Annotated in this window: 17 protein-coding genes; 4 read left to right on the top strand and 13 right to left on the bottom strand. The window is 67.9% G+C overall.

Annotated elements, in window-relative coordinates; genetic code table 11:
* Positions 1 to 55 precede the first annotated feature (55 nt).
* The 9 genes from ACVBEQ_RS02165 to ACVBEQ_RS02125 form a co-directional block, all read right to left on the bottom strand.
* Positions 56 to 403: an ArsR/SmtB family transcription factor gene (locus ACVBEQ_RS02165; protein ID WP_447151759.1), complete on the bottom strand. Its 348-nt coding sequence runs from the start codon at positions 401 to 403 to the stop codon at positions 56 to 58.
* 126 nt (positions 404 to 529) lie between these two features.
* Complete coding sequence (locus tag ACVBEQ_RS02160; RefSeq protein WP_447151758.1) at positions 530 to 1408, bottom strand: phosphoribulokinase; 879 nt, start codon at positions 1406 to 1408, stop codon at positions 530 to 532.
* Between the two features lie 57 nt (positions 1409 to 1465).
* Complete coding sequence (locus ACVBEQ_RS02155) at positions 1466 to 2542, bottom strand: class 1 fructose-bisphosphatase (protein ID WP_447151757.1); 1077 nt, start codon at positions 2540 to 2542, stop codon at positions 1466 to 1468.
* Positions 2527 to 3612, bottom strand: coding sequence for an AAA family ATPase (locus ACVBEQ_RS02150; RefSeq protein ID WP_447151756.1), 1086 nt, complete (start codon positions 3610 to 3612; stop codon positions 2527 to 2529). The genes ACVBEQ_RS02155 and ACVBEQ_RS02150 overlap by 16 nt, the downstream gene beginning before the upstream one ends.
* Positions 3613 to 3713: 101 nt before the next feature.
* The gene (locus tag ACVBEQ_RS02145; RefSeq protein ID WP_447151755.1) at positions 3714 to 4139 is read right to left on the bottom strand and encodes a ribulose bisphosphate carboxylase small subunit; all 426 of its coding nucleotides are present in this window, start codon (positions 4137 to 4139) and stop codon (positions 3714 to 3716) included.
* Positions 4140 to 4148: 9 nt separating this feature from the next.
* Positions 4149 to 5591, bottom strand: coding sequence for a form I ribulose bisphosphate carboxylase large subunit (locus tag ACVBEQ_RS02140; protein WP_447151754.1), 1443 nt, complete (start codon positions 5589 to 5591; stop codon positions 4149 to 4151).
* A gap of 453 nt (positions 5592 to 6044) precedes the next feature.
* Positions 6045 to 6494, bottom strand: coding sequence for a hypothetical protein (locus ACVBEQ_RS02135; RefSeq protein ID WP_447151753.1), 450 nt, complete (start codon positions 6492 to 6494; stop codon positions 6045 to 6047).
* A complete protein-coding gene (locus tag ACVBEQ_RS02130; RefSeq protein WP_447151752.1) occupies positions 6491 to 7078 on the bottom strand; it encodes an RNA polymerase sigma factor in 588 nt (195 codons plus the stop codon). The genes ACVBEQ_RS02135 and ACVBEQ_RS02130 overlap by 4 nt, the downstream gene beginning before the upstream one ends.
* A 27-nt stretch (positions 7079 to 7105) precedes the next feature.
* Positions 7106 to 8416, bottom strand: a complete 1311-nt coding sequence (locus tag ACVBEQ_RS02125) for a S8 family serine peptidase (RefSeq protein WP_447151751.1) — start codon at positions 8414 to 8416, stop codon at positions 7106 to 7108.
* Positions 8417 to 8560: 144 nt separating this feature from the next.
* Here ACVBEQ_RS02125 and ACVBEQ_RS02120 point away from each other — a divergent pair, with 144 nt between their 5' ends.
* Positions 8561 to 11191 (top strand): CHAT domain-containing protein, encoded by a 2631-nt coding sequence (locus tag ACVBEQ_RS02120; protein ID WP_447151750.1) that lies wholly within the window; start codon positions 8561 to 8563, stop codon positions 11189 to 11191.
* A 58-nt stretch (positions 11192 to 11249) separates the two neighbouring features.
* Here the strand turns inward: ACVBEQ_RS02120 and ACVBEQ_RS02115 are convergent, their stop codons facing one another.
* Positions 11250 to 11903: a hypothetical protein gene (locus ACVBEQ_RS02115; RefSeq protein ID WP_447151749.1), complete on the bottom strand. Its 654-nt coding sequence runs from the start codon at positions 11901 to 11903 to the stop codon at positions 11250 to 11252.
* Positions 11904 to 12191: 288 nt separating this feature from the next.
* Here ACVBEQ_RS02115 and ACVBEQ_RS02110 point away from each other — a divergent pair, with 288 nt between their 5' ends.
* Genes ACVBEQ_RS02110 through ACVBEQ_RS02100 form a run of 3 tightly spaced genes read left to right on the top strand, consistent with a single transcriptional unit; the run spans position 12192 to position 14338 of the window.
* Positions 12192 to 12869: a M23 family metallopeptidase gene (locus tag ACVBEQ_RS02110; RefSeq protein ID WP_447151748.1), complete on the top strand. Its 678-nt coding sequence runs from the start codon at positions 12192 to 12194 to the stop codon at positions 12867 to 12869.
* Between the two features lie 42 nt (positions 12870 to 12911).
* Positions 12912 to 13526: an ArsR/SmtB family transcription factor gene (locus ACVBEQ_RS02105; protein ID WP_447151747.1), complete on the top strand. Its 615-nt coding sequence runs from the start codon at positions 12912 to 12914 to the stop codon at positions 13524 to 13526.
* Positions 13523 to 14338: an SRPBCC family protein gene (locus ACVBEQ_RS02100; protein WP_447151746.1), complete on the top strand. Its 816-nt coding sequence runs from the start codon at positions 13523 to 13525 to the stop codon at positions 14336 to 14338. Before ACVBEQ_RS02105 ends, ACVBEQ_RS02100 begins: the two co-directional genes overlap by 4 nt.
* 4 nt (positions 14339 to 14342) lie before the next feature.
* Here ACVBEQ_RS02100 and ACVBEQ_RS02095 read toward each other — a convergent pair whose 3' ends face one another.
* The 3 genes from ACVBEQ_RS02095 to ACVBEQ_RS02085 form a co-directional block, all read right to left on the bottom strand.
* The gene (locus ACVBEQ_RS02095; RefSeq protein WP_447151745.1) at positions 14343 to 14624 is read right to left on the bottom strand and encodes a DUF427 domain-containing protein; all 282 of its coding nucleotides are present in this window, start codon (positions 14622 to 14624) and stop codon (positions 14343 to 14345) included.
* A gap of 79 nt (positions 14625 to 14703) precedes the next feature.
* A complete protein-coding gene (locus ACVBEQ_RS02090; RefSeq protein ID WP_447151744.1) occupies positions 14704 to 15960 on the bottom strand; it encodes an RNA polymerase sigma factor in 1257 nt (418 codons plus the stop codon).
* 10 nt (positions 15961 to 15970) lie between these two features.
* Positions 15971 to 16399, bottom strand: coding sequence for a YciI family protein (locus tag ACVBEQ_RS02085; protein WP_447151743.1), 429 nt, complete (start codon positions 16397 to 16399; stop codon positions 15971 to 15973).
* Positions 16400 to 16655: the final 256 nt, after the last annotated feature.

The raw sequence follows: 16655 nt of genomic DNA, 5'->3' as shown, positions 1-16655 counted from the left end.
CTGCTCGGTGCGGGGACTGTCAAGTGCTCGTCTTGCGTGCGCTCGCTGGCTTCGGTTACGGCGCGGCGGTCGATCGCGGCGCGGCGCGCAGGTCCTCGAGGAGTTCCACCTGACCGCGCAGGACCTCGGTGAGGATCACCCGCGCGACCCGCAGCAGTTCGGCGACCTCGGGGCTGGTCAGCGAGTAGTAGACGGCCGACCCCTCCTTGCGGGTCTCGACCAGGCCGGCCCGGCGGAGCACGGCCAGCTGCTGGGAGAGGTTCGCGGGTTCCACGCCGATCTCGGGTAGCAGCTCAGAGACGGCGTGTTCGCGCTGGCCGAGGAGCTCGAGCACCCGGATGCGGGCGGGGTGGCCGAGGGTCTTGAAGAACTCCGCCTTGAGTTGGTACAGCGGCATGCTCATCCGGTCACCCGATCGCTTGTCATGCAATTGCAGTTGTTTGCAACTGTAGGGCGATCGGGACGAATCCGGCGCACGGTGTGGTCGGCGTCACCTAACAGATCCGCCGCCAGGATCAGCCGAGTCGGGTCAGCCGACGAGTTCCCGCTTCTTCTCCAGCAGTCGGAGGATCAGCGGCGTGAAGATCAACTGCATCGCCAGTTCCATCTTTCCGCCGGGCACCACGATGATGTTCGGCCGGGACATGAACGAGTCGTGCAGCATCGTGAGCAGGTAGGAGAAGTCGATGCCCTTGGGATTGGCGAACCGGATCACCAGGAAGCTTTCGTCTGCCGACGGGATGTACCTGGCGGTGAACGGGTCGGACGTGTCGACCGTCGGCACCCGTTGGAAGTTGATGTCGGTGCGGGCGAACTGCGGGCAGATGTAGTTCACGTAGTCCGGCATCCGGCGCAGGATCGTGTCGGTGACCGCCTCGCTGGAGTAGCCCCTGGTGCTCTGGTCGCGGAGCAGTTTCTGGATCCACTCCAGGTTGATGATCGGCACCACCCCGACGAGAAGGTCTGCGTACCTGACGATGTCGACCGTCTCGGTGACGGCGGCGCCGTGCAGGCCCTCGTAGAACAGCAGGTCGCTGCCCTCAGGCAGCGGCTCCCACGGGGTGAAGGTGCCGGGTTCCTGGCCGTACGGCGCTGCTTCCTCCTCGTCGTGCAGATACTTCCGGGACTTGCCGCCGCCCGATTCGCCGTACTCCTTGAACAGCGCCTCGAGATCCTCGAGCAGGTTCGCCTCCGGGCCGAAGTGCGAGAAGTGGTTGTTCTTGTTCTGCTCGGCCTCGGCCATGGCCAGCCGCATCTGCTGACGGTCGTAGCGGTGGAACGAGTCGCCCTCGATCAGCGCGGGCGTGACGCCCTCCCGCCGGAAGATGTGCTGGAAGGTTCTGGTCACCGACGTCGTGCCCGCCCCTGATGAGCCGGTAACAGCGACGACGGGGTGCTTGATCGACATGGCTCCTCCAGTGAAGTCGGGCGCTCGGGTCAGGGCGCTCGGGTCAGGGCGCTCGGGTCAGGGCGTGCGGAACAGGGATCTGGCGGTGAACAGCGACGCGTCGAACGAGCCGCTCCGGCCGTCGAGATGTTCGGCGTGGTAGCGCTCGATCCGGTCGACCTCCCTTTTGGAGCCGAAGATCAGCGGCACCCGCTGATGCAGACTCTCGGGGGTCACCCGCTGGACGGGCTGGTAACCGGTGCTGGCCGCGCCCCCCGCCTGTTCGATGAGAAAGGCGATCGGGTTCGCCTCGTAGAGCAGGCGCAGACGCCCGGTCCGGCACTCGGCCTTGGTGTCCCGCGGGTCCAGGTAGACGCCGCCGACCGTCAGGATGCGGAAAGTCTCGGCCACCAGTGAGGCGACCCAGCGCATGGTGAAATCCTTGCCCCGCCGGCCCGCTGTTCCCTCCAGGCATTCCTTCACATAGCGCTTCACGGGCGTTTCCCAGAAGCGCTCGTTGGAGGCGTTGATGGCGAATTCCGTGGTGTGTTCGGGGATGCGCATCTGCGGGTGCGAGAGCACGAACGCGCCGATGTCCCGGTCGAGGGTGAAGCCGTCGACACCGCGGCCGGTGGTCAGCACCAGCATGGTCGCGGGGCCGTAGAGCGCGATACCGGCACACACCTGCTCCGTGCCCGGCTGGAGGAAGTCCTCCTCGGACGGCTCCGCTCCTGTGTCCGGGCAGCGCAGGATGCTGAAGATCGTTCCCAGGGTCATGTTGAGATCGACGTTCCCGGAGCCGTCCAGCGGATCGAACGCCAGCAGGTATTTCCCCCTCCGGTATCGGGCCGGGACCGGATAGAACTCGTCCATCTCCTCGGAGACCATCGCCGCCAGGTGGCCGGCCCATTGGGTCTCCCGGATCATCACCGCGTTGCTCAGGATGTTGAGGTTCTTCTGTACGTCGTCGGCCACGGCGGTGTGGCCCGACACCCGCTGTGAGCCGAGCAGCGCGCCCTTGTTGACCTGGTTCGCGATGACCTTCACCGCGGTGGAGATCACGTTCAGCAGGCCGGAAAAGTCGCCGGTCGAACCGGGATGGCGGTGCTCCTCCTCGATCGTGTACCGGGTGAGTGTCTTCAGTCCTTCTGGCATGGTTCTGCGCTCCCCTTGGGCTGATCCCGAAACAGGCTGCTGCCGTAGACGTCCTGCGCGGTGAGAGTGACGAGATCGGTCCTGGTCAGCGGCCGCTGTAATTCGACGAGTCGCTTGGCCTGCCGCAGCCGGCAACGCTCGATGGCGTTGCGGACGCTGCGCGCGTTCGAGAAGCGCGGCTGCTGCATCCGAAGGTCCAGATACTCCGAGAACGCTCCGCGCGCGGGCCGATCGAAGCTGAAATTCTCCGCGGTGACCATCAATTCGGCGATCTCGACCAGTTGATCGTGGGTGTAGTCCTCGAACGAGATGTGGTGCGGCACCCGTGACGACAGTCCGGGGTTGGCGGAGAAGAAGGTGTCCATCCGGTCCGGGTAGCCGGCGAAGATCACCACCAGGCTGGCGCGTTCGCTCTCCATCTCCTGCAGCAGGATCTCGATCACCTCCTGCCCGTAATCCCGTTCGTTCTCGGGACGGAACAGGTAGTAGGCCTCGTCGATGAACAGCACCCCGCCGGCCGCCTTGGCGATCGCTGCCTTGGTTTTCGGGGCGGTGTGCCCGATGAACTGGCCGACCAGATCGTCACGGGTGACGGTGTGCACCGTCGCCCTGCGGATGTAGCCCATCGCGTGCAGCATCTGCGCCATCCGCAGCGCGACGGTCGTCTTCCCGGTGCCGGGCCCACCGGTGAAGCTCATGTGCAGGGTGGGCCGCGACGACGCCAGACCGAACTGCCGGCGGGCGCGGTCCACCAGCAGCAGGGCGGCGATCTCCCGGACCCTGCGTTTGACGTTGGCCAGCCCGACGAGTTCCTCGTCCAGCCGGCGAAGCGTCTCCTCGACATCGCGGCGCGCGTCGTCACTGCTGAGGTCGAGTTCCGCGTCGTCGGCGAGCAGCACGGGTTCTGTGCTGTCGGCGTCCACCGGGTTCCCGGCCCGGCCGTTGGGCGCGGGGGCGTGCGCACCGGTGGGCGCACACGCCCCCGCTGGTACGGCCGGCGCGGGGGCCACCGCGCCTGGCCGGTAGTACCCGAAGCCGGACGATCGCTGCGGACCACGGTCGGCGGCCATCAGATCGCCCCCTCGGCAATCGTCCCGATCACGGCGGTGCCATCACAGCTGGGTCGTCGCTGTATCTATCGACGCTGTAGGGATCGTCGCTGACGGGGCCTTCACTGTTGAGCGCCGAACCTGGTCCGGGGGTCCGCGGTGGCGTACGCGTGGACGCCGTAGGCCTGCCGCCGGTCCTGGCCCTCGGTCCGGGTGAGCAGGAATCCCGGCTCGACGGCCGGCCGCTGCACCAGGAACTGCAGCGCGGTGGTCTGCCGTCCGAGTGCCGCGTCGTAGGCCAGCACCCGGATGTAGTGGTCGGGGAACGTCGCCCGGCAGGCGTTGATCTCGGCGAGCGCGCCGTCAGGCTCCTCGAGGTCGAACAGCGGGAGCCCCCACATCTCCCAGTAGATGTTCCTGGGGTGCGGGTCGTCGGTGTACTCGATCGAGATCGGCCAGCCGTTCAGCAGGGCGTACCGCAACTGAGCGGCGATCTCGTCGTCGGTCAGCTCGGGAAGGTAGGAGAAGGCTCCGTGACGCAGTCGCATTGTCGGCTCCTAGATGCTGGCGGTGGGAACCGCGTCGGGGGCGTCGGTCGAGGTGTAGTCGAAGGTGACATCGCCCCAGGTGGCCAGGGCGACCTCCAGCGGGCGGCAGGTTTCGGCGGCCCGGCGCAGCACGCCGGGACCCTCCTTGAGCAGGTCGCGACCCTCGTTGCGGGCCTTCACCACTGCCTCGAGGGCGACCCGGTTGGACTCTGCGCCGGCGGCGATCCCCAGTGGATGGCCGATGGTGCCGCCGCCGAACTGCAGCACGACGTCATCGCCGAACAGATCCAGGAGCTGGTGCATCTGGCCGGCATGGATGCCGCCGGAGGCCACCGGCATGACGCCGGGCATGCTCGCCCAGTTCTGGTCGAAGAAGATCCCGTTCTCCATCGCGGTGGGGATGTGGTCGTCGCGCAGGGTGTCGTAGTAGCCCTTGGTGGTGGCCGGATCGCCCTCGAGCTTCCCGACGACCGTGCCGGCGTGCAGGTGGTCGACGCCGATCAGCCGGCACCACTTGGCCAGCACCCGGAAGCTCACGCCGTGCGTCTTCTGCCGGGTGAAGGTCGAGTGCCCGGCCCGGTGCAGGTGCAGCAGGACGCCGTTCTTCCGTGCCCAGTGCGACATCGACTGCATCGCCGTGTAGCCGATGGTGAGGTCGATCATCACCACGACACTGCCGAGTTCCTTGGCAAACTCGGCCCGTTCGTACATCTGCTCCAGCGTCGCCGCCGTCACGTTGAGGTAGTGGCCCTTGATCTCGCCGGTGTCGGCCATCGCCTTGTTGACACCTTCCATGCCGAACAGGAAGCGATCACGCCACCGCATGAAAGGTTGAGAGTTGATGTTCTCGTCGTCCTTGGTGAAATCAAGACCGCCGCGGCAGGCTTCGTAGATGACCCGGCCGTAATTGCGCGCGGAGAGTCCGAGCTTCGGTTTGACGGTCGCGCCGAGCAGCGGACGGCCGAACTTGTTGAGGTATTCGCGTTCCATGACGATGCCGTGCGGCGGGCCTTGAAATGTTTTCACGTAGGCGACCGGAATTCGCATGTCCTCGAGCCGCAGAGCCTTCAGCGGCTTGAAACCGAAGACATTGCCGATGATGGAGGAGGTCAGGTTCGCGATCGACCCCTCCTCGAACAGGTCGATGTCGTAGGCCACGTAGGCGAAGTACTCGCCCGGCCGGCCCGGCACGTCGTCCACCCGGTAGCACTTGGCCTGATAGTGCGAGTTGGCGGTCAGCCGGTCCGTCCAGACGACAGTCCATGTCGCCGTTGAGGATTCGCCCGCCACAGCGGCCGCGGCCTCGATCGGATCGACCCCGTCCTGCGGGGTGACCCGGAAGACAGCCAGGACGTCGGTGTCCTTGGGTTCGTAGTCCGGTGCGTAGTAGCCCATCGACGCGTAGGTCTGGACACCCGGATCCCAACGTTCCTTCGCGGCCTGTTCAACCATCACGACTCCTTGGTGACTCGGGTTCGATTGCAGAACACCTGCCACCAGTCAATGGTCACAAAGGACTGGTATTTCGGTGCTGCGATCGAGGGCGAAATGACCTCACCAACCGGTATTGGTCAGCCGGTTGACAAAGTCGGGATACCGGTTTCGCCGCCTTTCTAGGGCGGTCTACGAGGTCGGTTTGTCCGATGTTAGTGACGCGCCAGGGGGTGTCAACCGGAGCCGCGGGCAGCGCGCGGCCGGTTTGGAATGCGGCCGGGAGAGGGGTGCGATAAATGTTGGGATTCGTTTGCCCTTGGGTACTTGCGTGTCCTGATCGCGGTTGTTCGACCGGCGATCGTGCTCAATCGTGCAGAGCGGAGCGGCAGGGTGAACGTTAGGTGAATTCTCGGTGACGGGCGCGTACCCGGGCGGTCTCTTGTGTTCCGTCTGTTGGTCTTCTTGCCGGAATCAGTTGATCCACGGCGTCACGACGCCATCGCACCGCAGACGGAACCTGACGCCGGACAGCATGAGGGGGGCGAAGGCGAAGTAGCCCACATCGTCGACCAACGCCGTCAGGGGCTCGCCGTCGACGATCTCAATCGTGACCGACGGCGGCACGTCGATCCCCGTCACCTGGCCGCGGATTGCGTCGGGGTCGCGTTCGACATCGAGTTCGATGGTCAAGCCGGTCGAGCGGAAAGTGAGGCTCCGTCGATCGGAGACAGGGCCTCGGACCAAAGTCCCGTCAACTTCGGCCGAGTCATGTGTGAGCTCGCTCAGCTCGGCATCGACCGTTCGCCAGGTATACACCGCCCGTCCAGCCTCGGCGATGCTCGGTGGTGTCTCGTCACGCTCCGCCAGCGCGGCGCCCAGGTCTCCCAGCAGCGCATCGTCGTCCTGCCAGTCGCTGATCATTGTGACCCCCGAACATCGGCGTTCAGGAGGGCCGAAAGCTCCGGTGTGCGACGCAAGTTTTCCAGGCAGCGTGCACGGATGGGTCCGATGCTGCCGATCGGCATGTCCAGCTCGAGGCTGATCTCCGCATACGCCGGTGCTGGGTCACGCAGCAGAACGCTGAGCAGCCTTCGGCACTTTTCGCCGAGAGACGCGAACGCTGCACGCAACGCGTCGAGGCGCTCGGCCCGCAGGAGCCAATCGTCCAGTTCGACCGATGCCGGCTGTGTTTGAGTTTCGTCGAACAGCGGCGCCTCGTGGGAGTTCCTGCGTTGGGCTTTCTGGGCGTGCCGTAAACACTCCCGTCGGGTCGTCGTCGCCAACCAGCCGGGGAGCGCGGCCGGCTCTCGCAGGCCGGGCAGGTGCTCCAGCAGCCTGAGCCAGACAGCTTGGGCGACGTCGTCGGCATCGGCCGGAGGAAGTCCGAATCGGCGGCAGACGGACCAGACGAGCGTCGCGTACCGATCGACGATGGCGGCCCAGGCGTCCTCGTCGCCGGCAACTGCTTGCCGGACCAGGACCGAAACCGACTGTTCGACCGCCACTGTGCGCCCTCCTGATCCGATGAACGGCTACGACCGTAGCCCTTGACCGCGGAGGTCAAAGGCGAACGGCTGTACCTTCCCGTTGCCATCCTTGAGCAGGACGTCGCGAGCGGCGAAGGCGTCGATCCGGAGCTCGACCATCAGCTCGGCGATCGCCCCGCTGGCCGCGGCGGCTGCAAAGGAGCTGCCCGACCACTTCACGTAGCCCGACGCGAAGCGCGCGGGCTTCGAGCCCACGATTCCCGGACCCGCGTTCACCTTGCCAACGAGGTACGGACCCACCTGGTTCACACCTGGCGCCACGAGATCAAGCCATGGGACGTCGGGGGTGGTGTCAGCAAGTTCGCCGGCGTCCGTCGCCAGTGCCGAGCCTCGCACGGCCTCCGCAGCTCCCACGGCGAGGACATTGCCGAACGCCGCGGGGTAGAGAGGTCGGTTCCCGTCTTCTTGTGCATGGTTCCCGACCGCTGCCACCAGAACGGTGCGCTGGCCCAGCACATCCATCGCCCGGCGCATCGGCAACGGTTCTCCACCCTCAGCTTTGCACCCGAAGGACATGTTCAGCACGTCGATGTCGTCGTCCAGGAAGCCCATCAGGCGGTTCGCGACGTCCCAGGACCGGTCCGACTGTTCCGTATCGACGTCCGACTGTTCCCTGGGGACGACCGACTGTTCCGTATCGACGTCCGACTGTTCCCTGTCGACATCCAACTGTTTCCTGACGAGCACACGCCGGGCAACGAGCAGCGCGCTGGGACACCGGCTGAGGACGGTTCCGGCCACGAAGGTCGCGTGCCCGGAAGTCCCGCTCGGGAACGGTCCATCGCCGGTCAGCGGCCGGCCCAGATAGCGGCCGGCAAGATCATCGTGGGCGTATATCTGGGTGTCCGCAATCCCCACGCTTGGTCCGACCGGCTCGCCCGGTGGCACACGGGTCGACGGCTCGGCCGGTTCTTCGACGGGCGGGCCGATGCTGATCTTGTGATGCGGGTTCGACTCGACCGGCCCGTCGTCATGATCCCGATCGATGACAGGCCGCCAATTGGGGAAGGTGGTCCGCGCCCACTCCCGGACGACCGCAATTGGCACATCCATGTCGATCAAGGTGTGATCATCCACCCCGAACTGGGCAACCATCGCCGCAGATGTCTGCGGGCCGGCGTCAGCACGAAGCCGGGCGACGGCGGTCGTCACGCCGGTGAGCGTGACCTTCGTCAGCCCGAGCCGGGGGCTGCGCTCGATCCCGGAATGGCCCAGTCCGGGGATGTCCAACAGCTTGGCCAACACGATGCGCTCATCGCGGGTGTCGATGAACAGGTCGTCGCTATCGATCGCCATACCAGCATCCTTCCGGGAAAGCGGGGTATATGCAGTGGTTCTCTGCGAAGGACGGACCCGCTCCGTTTGCCCGTGATACCTCCGCCGGTCACGCATCTGTCGCGTGCTGTTGAATGCCGCCACGGCCCAGGCCATTCTGTTGACTTGACCGAAACCGGCACATTGCGGACGGCTGCCATGGAGGCGCTCCGGGTCGCCGAGTCCGACCCCGGCAAATCCGTTGTGGCCGCGACCGCCCTCGCCCGCCGAGCTCGAGTGGTCGGCGAGTTCGGCGCTGCCGCGAGAGCGGAGTGTGCGTTGGGGATCGCCGCTCTGCACCTGGAGAACACCGACAATGCGGTGCGCCACCTCCGGGCGGCCGCCGCGCTCGGGCGTCGGGCCGGCGACGCCCAGATCGCGGTGGAGGCGCGACTTCGGCTGGCCGGCGTGCTCAATGTTGCCGGCCGGCCAGTCCCGGCGCTGCGGGAGATCGACGGGGTTGTGGCGGAGTCCGCCGGTATCGACCGGGCGCGGGCCTTGGCGCAGAAGGGAGCGATCCTGCTCCAGCTCGGCCGCTTGGATCCCGGGCTCGAGGCCCTCGAGGCCGCAGCGCCGGTCCTCCGGGCGGCCGGGGACCTCATGTGGCTCAAGCGTCTGCTCGCCAATCGCGGACTCGGGCATGCTCGACGATTCCGTTTCGCCATGGCGAAGGCCGACCTGACGGAGGCTCTGCGGCTGAACAATGAGCTCGGCATCGAGCTCTCGGTCGCTTTCATCGAGCAGAACCTGGGCTGGGTGGACACCCTCCGGGGCGACATCCCGAATGCCTTGCAGCATTTGGATCGGGCCGAAGAGACCTTGCGTCGACTCGGCGCCCAGGTCGGTTTCCTGCTGGAGGATCGAGCCAACCTGCTCGTCAGCGTCGGGCTCGTGGCCGAGGCTCGGACCATCGCAAGGGAAGCGGCAACCGCGCTGGAACGGGAGGGCCAGCGGATCTCGCTTCCCGATGTCCGGCTGCTGTTGGCACGCATAGCCTTGCTGGACGGCGATCCGGAGAGCGCCACGATGTCAGCGCGCCGGGCAGTGCGCGAGTTCGCCCGGCTCGGACGCTCCAGAGGGCAGGCCTTGGCGCATTTCCTGGTCCTGGCCGGCCGCGCGGCCGGTCAGGATCGCTCACGGGTCTCTCTCCGAGCGCTGCGACGAGCCGCCGATGCGCTGGACTCGGCCGGTTGGCGGGCCGACGCGATCGAGGCGCGACTGCTGCTGGCCGAGCTCGAGGCGGAACGTGGCTCCGGCGACCAAGGCAGCTCCCAGCTCGCATTGGCCTCCACCGGTCGACGTCGGGGACCCGCGGCGACGCGGGCGGCAGCTTGGCATGCCGAGGCTCGACTGCGCTGGCAGAACGGACGCCGGCGTGGTGCGCTCAGCGCGGTGCGGGCCGGACTGCGCGTGCTCGATGAGCACCGCTCCGGCCTGGGCGCCGCTGACCTACGCGCCCACTCTGCTGTCCATCGGATCGGGCTTGCGACCCTGGGACTTCGGATCGCCATCGAGGGAGGGCGGCCGGACGCGATTCTTACCTGGGCCGAATATGGGCGCGCCAGTCACTTGCTGCTCCCGCCGCTACTGCCTCCGGACGACGACGAACTCGCCATCCACCTTGCCGATCTGCGGTTGGTTGTGGCCGACGTGAACGCCGCGGTGACGGCAGGGCGTGATTCGGCCACGGCCGTTGGTCGCCAACTGGCTGCTGAGCGGCGGATTCGGGACATGTCCAGACGTCGTCCGGGGGTCGTCGGTCTGCCAACCACACCGATAGAACTGTCACCACTGTCGTCTGCGCTGGGTAGCCGTGCGCTGGTCGAGTATGTCGAACTCGACGGCGCGCTGTTTGCCTTGGCCATCGCCGATGGTCAGGCGCACTGGAGAACGCTGGGCCCCATCGAACCGCTGCGCGCACTGGTCGACCGGCTCTCGTTCGCCTTGCACCGGCTGGCGACGGGCGCGAACGATCCTGCGGCGATCCGTCGGCTCCTGCGGGACGCCACCACCCGGCTGAATGCCCAGTTGCTCGCGCCGCTGGCCGATGCCGTTGGCGACCGACCGCTGATCGTCGTGCCCACCGGGCCGCTGCAGTCGTTGCCCTGGTCGACGCTGCCGTCGTGCACCCAGCGCCCGGTCACAGTCGCACCCTCGGCTACCACCTGGCACGCGGCGTCCCTGGCCGCCCCCCTTTCGGGACGGACGGTCGTTGTCGCCGGGCCGGGGCTCCCCGGCGCCCTGCGGGAGGCCCAGTCGATCGCGCAGATGTACGGGGTATCAGCCCTGTCAGGTCCGGATGCGACGGTCCGGGCTGTGCAGGGCGCGTTGGCCGGAGCCGACGTCGCCCACCTCGCGACCCACGGCCGGGTTCGTGCCGAGCATCCGCTCTTCTCATCGCTGCAACTGACCGACGGTCCGATGACCGGATATGACCTGCAACAACTCACGCCGGTGCCGCGGCTCGTCGTGCTGGCCGGCTGCAACACCGGGCGGGACGCCGTCGTGGCCGGCGAGGAACTGCTCGGGTTGACGGCAACGCTTCTTGCGCACGGGGCTCGGCAGGTGATCGCCACGGTGGTCCCGATCCCGGACACGGACACCGAACCGGTGATGACGGCGTTCCACGCTCAGCTGCTGGCCGGGGAGTCGGCGGCCTCCGCGCTGGCCCTCGCGCAGGCCGCGGCGGACGGCGACACCCTGCCTGCGGCTGCCGGTTTTGTCTGCATCGGCGGCGGTTTCGATCTGACCGGCTGAGCCGGGAGTGGACCGAGCACCTCCTCGGGCCCGGCCCACTCCCCTCGAGCAGTCCCGTTCAGACCAGGGCAATCACCGAAGCGACGGCTCCGACGGTAGAGGCCAGGGTCTTGACCGAGTTGACGATCGCCAGCGGGTCCCAGTTGACGCGGGCATTCCACCACCAGGTGGAATTCACCGCGAGGTTCGGCCAGTCCTCGCGGATGACCGCCCGGAACTCCTGCACGCTCCAGTCGAAGTCGCGCGAACCTGGTTCGAAGGTTCCGGCCAGGTGCCCCGACTTGAGGAAGGTGTAGAGAACGCCGCGGCTGCTCCGCACACCCACGGCAAAGCCGACGTTGTAACTGGGGGCGCCCGAGACGTGGAAATGGCCGTTGAAGTTGAAGTTCCCGCTTTGGAACAGGGTCAGTTGCGCGAAGCCGCCGACCGGTACGCCGCCGTTGAAGGCGATGTACCCGGTGTTCAGCGGGCCGACCTGCGGCGTGAAACTCACCGCGAAATCGCTGGCGGACTGAGAAGTCTCGGTGGGGAGCTGCAAACCTTGATACCACTGCTCGAGTTCAACGTCCGCCACAGCGTTGTCGGCGATTTCCGTCAGAACCGAGCCGCCGCCGAGAGCCTGGGCCTGCGTCGTACTCGCGAGCTGTAGCTCCCGGAGGCTGGCGTCGAGGAACGCGCGGTCGGCCCGCTCCTCCTGGTCGTACGTGGTCATGGTGGTCCTTTCCGATCGTCGGGCCGATCCGCCGCGCGGACGGCATTGGTTGGTCGACTAACGGACCCCGCCGTTGGCGCTCAGATACAACGGAAGTTGAGACGATGGCGGTGGTCCACTGACCCGGATTCCGGGTGGAGGGGTCCCGCACGGTCGGTCAGGGCCATGTACCGCGATAGGAGCTCCGGTAGCCCGGTCGAGCATTGCGCCGGGATCGCCTCGAATATGGCCGCCGGTACCGTTCCCACCTTGACCCGGAACTGCCACTACCAACCGGGAGGCGCGACGGTGACCGAACCAGACCCGGTGCTGCTCGCCCTGCCGTTCCGCGGTCGCTGGCTCGTGCAGAACAGTCCGGCGCGCCGGGTGCCGAGCCACGGCACGCATCTGTTCGCGACGACGTACGCCATCGACTTCGTCGCCGTGGAGGGCAGGCGAACCGCGCCGGAGCGGGACTGGCGGACGCTGCTGTCCACCGAGCCGCCGGAGCGGTTCTTCGCCTTCGATCGACCCATCCTCGCGCCGGCGAACGGTCGGGTGCTCGCCGTGCACGACGGAGAGCCGGATCACTCGGCCCGACGCTCGCAGTTCGCGCTGCTCTCGTACGCGGTGACCCAGGCGTCCAGGGTGCGCGCCGGCGCGGCGGCCATCGCCGGCAACCACGTGATCGTCGAGTTGGACGTGCCTGGGGCGTTTATCGTCCTCGCGCATCTCCGCGCCGGGTCCATCCAGGTGCGGCCGGGCGATGCGGTGAACACCGGGGACGTCATTGGCCGGTGCGGGAACTCTGGCAACTCCACCCAGCCGCACCTGCACATCCAGGTGATGGACGCCGCCGACCCGTTCATCGCACGAGGCGTGCCGATTGCCTTTGAGCACTACCGGGTCTGGCCCCGCGGTTCGCAGCCGCCGATCGCGGTCGACCGTGGCATTCCTGGGGAAAGGGAGGTGGTGGAGGCCGTCTGAAACCCTTGACAGAATTATTTGTCAACGGCAGCATGGGTCCGCATGGAACCGGTGGAGGTCATCTCGGATCCGGGGACCGCGGTGGCCGCGCTGGATCCGGTGCGCTCGAGACTGCTTGCAGAACTTCAGGTTCCGGCGTCGGCGTCGCAACTGGCGGGCAGGGTCGGCATGACCCGTCAGGTGGTCAACTACCACCTGCGGAAGCTGGAGGACCAGGGTCTGGTCACGGTTGCAGACACCCGGCAGTGGGGCGGCCTGACCGAACGCCGGCTGGTCGCGTCGGCGTCGGGGTACGTGGTGTCCCCGGAGGCGCTCGGCGACGCCGCGGCGGATCCGCGCGCCTCCCGCGACCGGTTGTCCGCCGGCTACCTGCTGGCCCTCGCCGGGAGGCTGATCCGGGAGGTCGGCGGCATGTCCCTGCGGGCCAGGGCGCAGGGCGACCGGCTCCCCGTCCTTGCGGTGGATGCCGACGTCAGGTTCGGCAGCCCGGACGACCGCGCGGCCTTCGCCGACGAACTGGCAGAGGCGGTGGTGCGGCTCGCGGCCCGCTATCACGACGAGACCGCCACCGACGGCCGCTGGCACCGGGTGCTGGTCGGCGTCCATCCCATCCCCGCCGACGTTCCGCTCGGCACCCCGACCGAGGAGGATCAATGACCGACTTCGACCCCGAAGAGCCGACAGCCAGGGTGAGTGCGCACCAGGTGGAGGTGCCGGGCAGTCCCGAGGCCGTCTGGCAGGCGATCGCCACCGGCCCCGGCATCGCGACCTGGTTCGTCCCTGCCGAGGTGGAGGAACGGGAAGGTGGCCGGATCACCACGGACCACGGCTCCTTCGGGAAGTCCGAGGGTGTCGTCACCCGGTGGGAGCCGCCGCGACGCTTCGTCTACGAGGAGCGGGACTGGAATCCGGACAGCCCGGATGCGCCGCCGTGGGCGACCGAGATGCTGGTCAGCGCCAAGGACGGCGGCAGTTGCGTGGTGCGGCTGGTCAGCGGCTTCTTCACCGGCGGTGATGGCTGGGAGAAGCATCTCGAGGGAACCGATGAGGGATGGGTGGCCGCACTGCGCAATCTCCGGCTCGCGCTGACCTACTTCCCGGGCGGTACAGCGGTCTCGTTGCAGGCGGCGGGAACGGTTGCCGATCGGAGCCCCGATGACGTGGGCCGCGACCTGCTGAAGGTGCTGGGCGTCGCGGATCTGCCGGTGGGGTCAGAGGTCCGGCTGGGCGGTGACGCTCCTGAGACCGTGGGCACCATCGTCGATGTCGGCCGCCGATCGATCACCCTGCGCACCGACGAACCGCACGCCGGCATCGTGGAGATCGGCGTCTACGACCAGCCTGGCGCCACCGTCCTGGTCCGCGGGTATCTCTACGGTCCTGGCGGCGACCGGGTCGCCGCTGCGGAGGAACCCCGTTGGTCGGACTGGCTCCGCGGGCACGTTCCTGGGATCGACGTCCGGAGCTGACCGATCACGACTCGATGCGTACCCCGCGCCAGAAGGCGACGTGCTCGGTGATCTCCTTGGCGGCCGCCTTCGGGTCGACATAGGTCCAGGCGACGTCGTTACCGACCGCGTCGCCCACCCGTGCGGAGTAGTAGGTGGCCTGACCCTTCCACGGGCACCGCGTGGTGGTGTCCGTCGAATCCAGCAGATCCCACTTCACCGAGTCCGGCGGAAAGTAGTGATTGCCCTCGACGACGACCGTCCGGTCGCTCTCGGCCAATACCGTGTCATTCCACACTGCTCGCATCGTCGCCTCCGCATGATGGTCCGCCGGTCGTCCGGCATTCACTAGCGCCAACACAGGTCGCTGGTCGGCGATACCCCGGTCAGCCCAGTCGTGCCGCCTTCATCCGCAGGTAGCGCTGCTGGGTGGGGCTGGTCGTCTGGAGCGCTGCCGCCCGGTAGGCGGCCGCGGCCCCGCTGAGGTCCCCGTCGAGCTCCAGCAGGTGGCCGCGGACGGCGGCCAGCCGATGGTCGTGGCCGAGGTCGGCCTCAGTCAGCCGTTGCCCACTCTCCAACTCCGACAGATGCTGCAACCCGGCCCGCGGGCCGTGCACCATGGCCACCGCGACGGCGTGGTTGAGCGCAACCACCGGGGTGTCCGAGATCGACAGCAGCAGCTCGTACAGCGCCAGGATCTGCGGCCAGTCGGTGTCCGCCGCGGTGGGTGCCTCGTCGTGGACGGCCGCGATCGCCGCCTGCAACTGGTACGGCCCGGTGCTCCCGCGCGGCAGTGCGCCGGTCAGCAGTGCGACGCCCTCGGCGATCGACGCCGTGTCCCACCGGGTGCGGTCCTGCTCGGCCATCGGAACCAGCTCGCCGTCGGGACCGCTGCGCGCGGGGCGGCGTGCGTCCGTCAGCAGCATCAATGCCAGCAGGCCGGCCACCTCGCCGTCATCGGGTAGCAGCCGGTGCAGCAGCCGAGCCAGCCTGATCGCCTCGGTCGACAGTTCGGCGCGGTAGAGGCTCGGCCCCGACGTGCTGACGTAGCCCTCGTTGAAGATCAAATACAGCACATGGAGCACGGCGGCGGTCCTGCCTGGGCGCTCGGCCGACGCGGGCAGCCCGAACGGGATCCCGCTGTTCTTGATTCGCAGCTTGGCCCGGCTGATCCGGCGGGCCATCGTCTGTTCCGGAACCAGGAATGCGCGGGCGATCTCGGCCGTGGTCAGGCCGCCGACGGCCCGCAGGGTCAGGGCGATCTGCGCGTCGGGCAACAGCGACGGGTGGCAGCACAGGAAGAGCAGGGTGAGCGAGTCGTCGACCTGACGGCCCGTCCTTGTCGACGGCTCGTCGGCCGTGCCCGTCGACTCGGCGAGGGTCCACCTGGCGACCGTGTCCTCCCGGCGGCGCCGGGCCTGGTCCGCGCGCAGCAGGTCAGTGAGCCGGCGGGCGGCGACGGTGATCAGCCAGCTGCGGGGGTTGTCCGGGAGATTGCCGGCGGTCCACTGGCCGGCCCCCGCGATCAACGCCTCCTGGACCGCGTCCTCGGCGATGTCGAAGTTGCCGTACCGGCGGACCAACGCGCCGAGGACCTGCGGCGCCAGCGTGCGCAGCAGGTCCTCGACGGCATCATCGGTCACGGTTGTGACGTCAGCTGCCGGGTTCGGCGTCCCCACCGGAGAAGCCCTCGTCGATCAGTCGCACGTCCACGTACTGGCCCTCGCCGCCACCGGGTCCCGGTGGGCACTTGGCCAGCCGCGCGCCGATTTCCGTTGCCCTGTCGAAGCTCTCGCACTCCACGATGGTGTAACCCGCGAGTACCTCCTGGCTTTCCGCGTACGGCCCGTCCGTCACCACCGGTACACCGCCGGTCAGCTGCACGCGCCTGGTGTGCACCGGGGCGGCGAGTCCCTTGGCGTCGACGAACTCGCCGGAATCGACCAACTCGTTGTTCCAGTCCTGCATGAACTGTCCCATCGCGGCCAGGTCCTCGCCGGACCAGGCCGGCGCCGTCGTCGACTGTCCCGTCATGGCGTCGTAGTCCTGCTGCGAGCCGTAGAGCAAGATCATGTATTTCACGGCCGATCCTTTCGTCCGGCACCCGGGCGGTGCCATTCACCCGATACGTCGTTGCTGACCGCGCGGGCCGGACACCCTGCTCGAGGAATTCCTGCCCGACGTCTCCGCCGGTGGTGTTCGGTCAGCCCCATCGAAGCCCGGATCCTCCTCGCCCGCACTCCAGCGCTGTCCGTGAGCGGGCCGGCGGCCCCGGGTCCGTGCTGTCAGCGGGCCGTCGGCGGTGCCGGGTAGCGTCTCGCGCAACGATGGACAGGCA

The organism is Nakamurella sp. GG22 (assembly GCF_052976845.2).
Note: the sequence above shows the minus strand (reverse complement) of the source record. Positions and strands in the feature narration are given on the sequence as shown.

What these genes read in the sequence shown, in the direction of transcription:
- ACVBEQ_RS02140 (WP_447151754.1), bottom strand. Translation starts at nt 5,591, where the DNA reads ATGGTTGAACAGGCCGCGAAGGAACGTTGGGATCCGGGTGTCCAGACC.
- ACVBEQ_RS02160 (WP_447151758.1), bottom strand. Translation starts at nt 1,408, where the DNA reads ATGTCGATCAAGCACCCCGTCGTCGCTGTTACCGGCTCATCAGGGGCG.
- ACVBEQ_RS02105 (WP_447151747.1), top strand. Translation starts at nt 12,912, where the DNA reads ATGGAACCGGTGGAGGTCATCTCGGATCCGGGGACCGCGGTGGCCGCG.
- ACVBEQ_RS02135 (WP_447151753.1), bottom strand. Translation starts at nt 6,494, where the DNA reads ATGATCAGCGACTGGCAGGACGACGATGCGCTGCTGGGAGACCTGGGC.
- ACVBEQ_RS02115 (WP_447151749.1), bottom strand. Translation starts at nt 11,903, where the DNA reads ATGACCACGTACGACCAGGAGGAGCGGGCCGACCGCGCGTTCCTCGAC.
- ACVBEQ_RS02125 (WP_447151751.1), bottom strand. Translation starts at nt 8,416, where the DNA reads ATGGCGATCGATAGCGACGACCTGTTCATCGACACCCGCGATGAGCGC.
- ACVBEQ_RS02100 (WP_447151746.1), top strand. Translation starts at nt 13,523, where the DNA reads ATGACCGACTTCGACCCCGAAGAGCCGACAGCCAGGGTGAGTGCGCAC.
- ACVBEQ_RS02095 (WP_447151745.1), bottom strand. Translation starts at nt 14,624, where the DNA reads ATGCGAGCAGTGTGGAATGACACGGTATTGGCCGAGAGCGACCGGACG.
- ACVBEQ_RS02145 (WP_447151755.1), bottom strand. Translation starts at nt 4,139, where the DNA reads ATGCGACTGCGTCACGGAGCCTTCTCCTACCTTCCCGAGCTGACCGAC.
- ACVBEQ_RS02150 (WP_447151756.1), bottom strand. Translation starts at nt 3,612, where the DNA reads ATGGCCGCCGACCGTGGTCCGCAGCGATCGTCCGGCTTCGGGTACTAC.
- ACVBEQ_RS02155 (WP_447151757.1), bottom strand. Translation starts at nt 2,542, where the DNA reads ATGCCAGAAGGACTGAAGACACTCACCCGGTACACGATCGAGGAGGAG.
- ACVBEQ_RS02165 (WP_447151759.1), bottom strand. Translation starts at nt 403, where the DNA reads ATGAGCATGCCGCTGTACCAACTCAAGGCGGAGTTCTTCAAGACCCTC.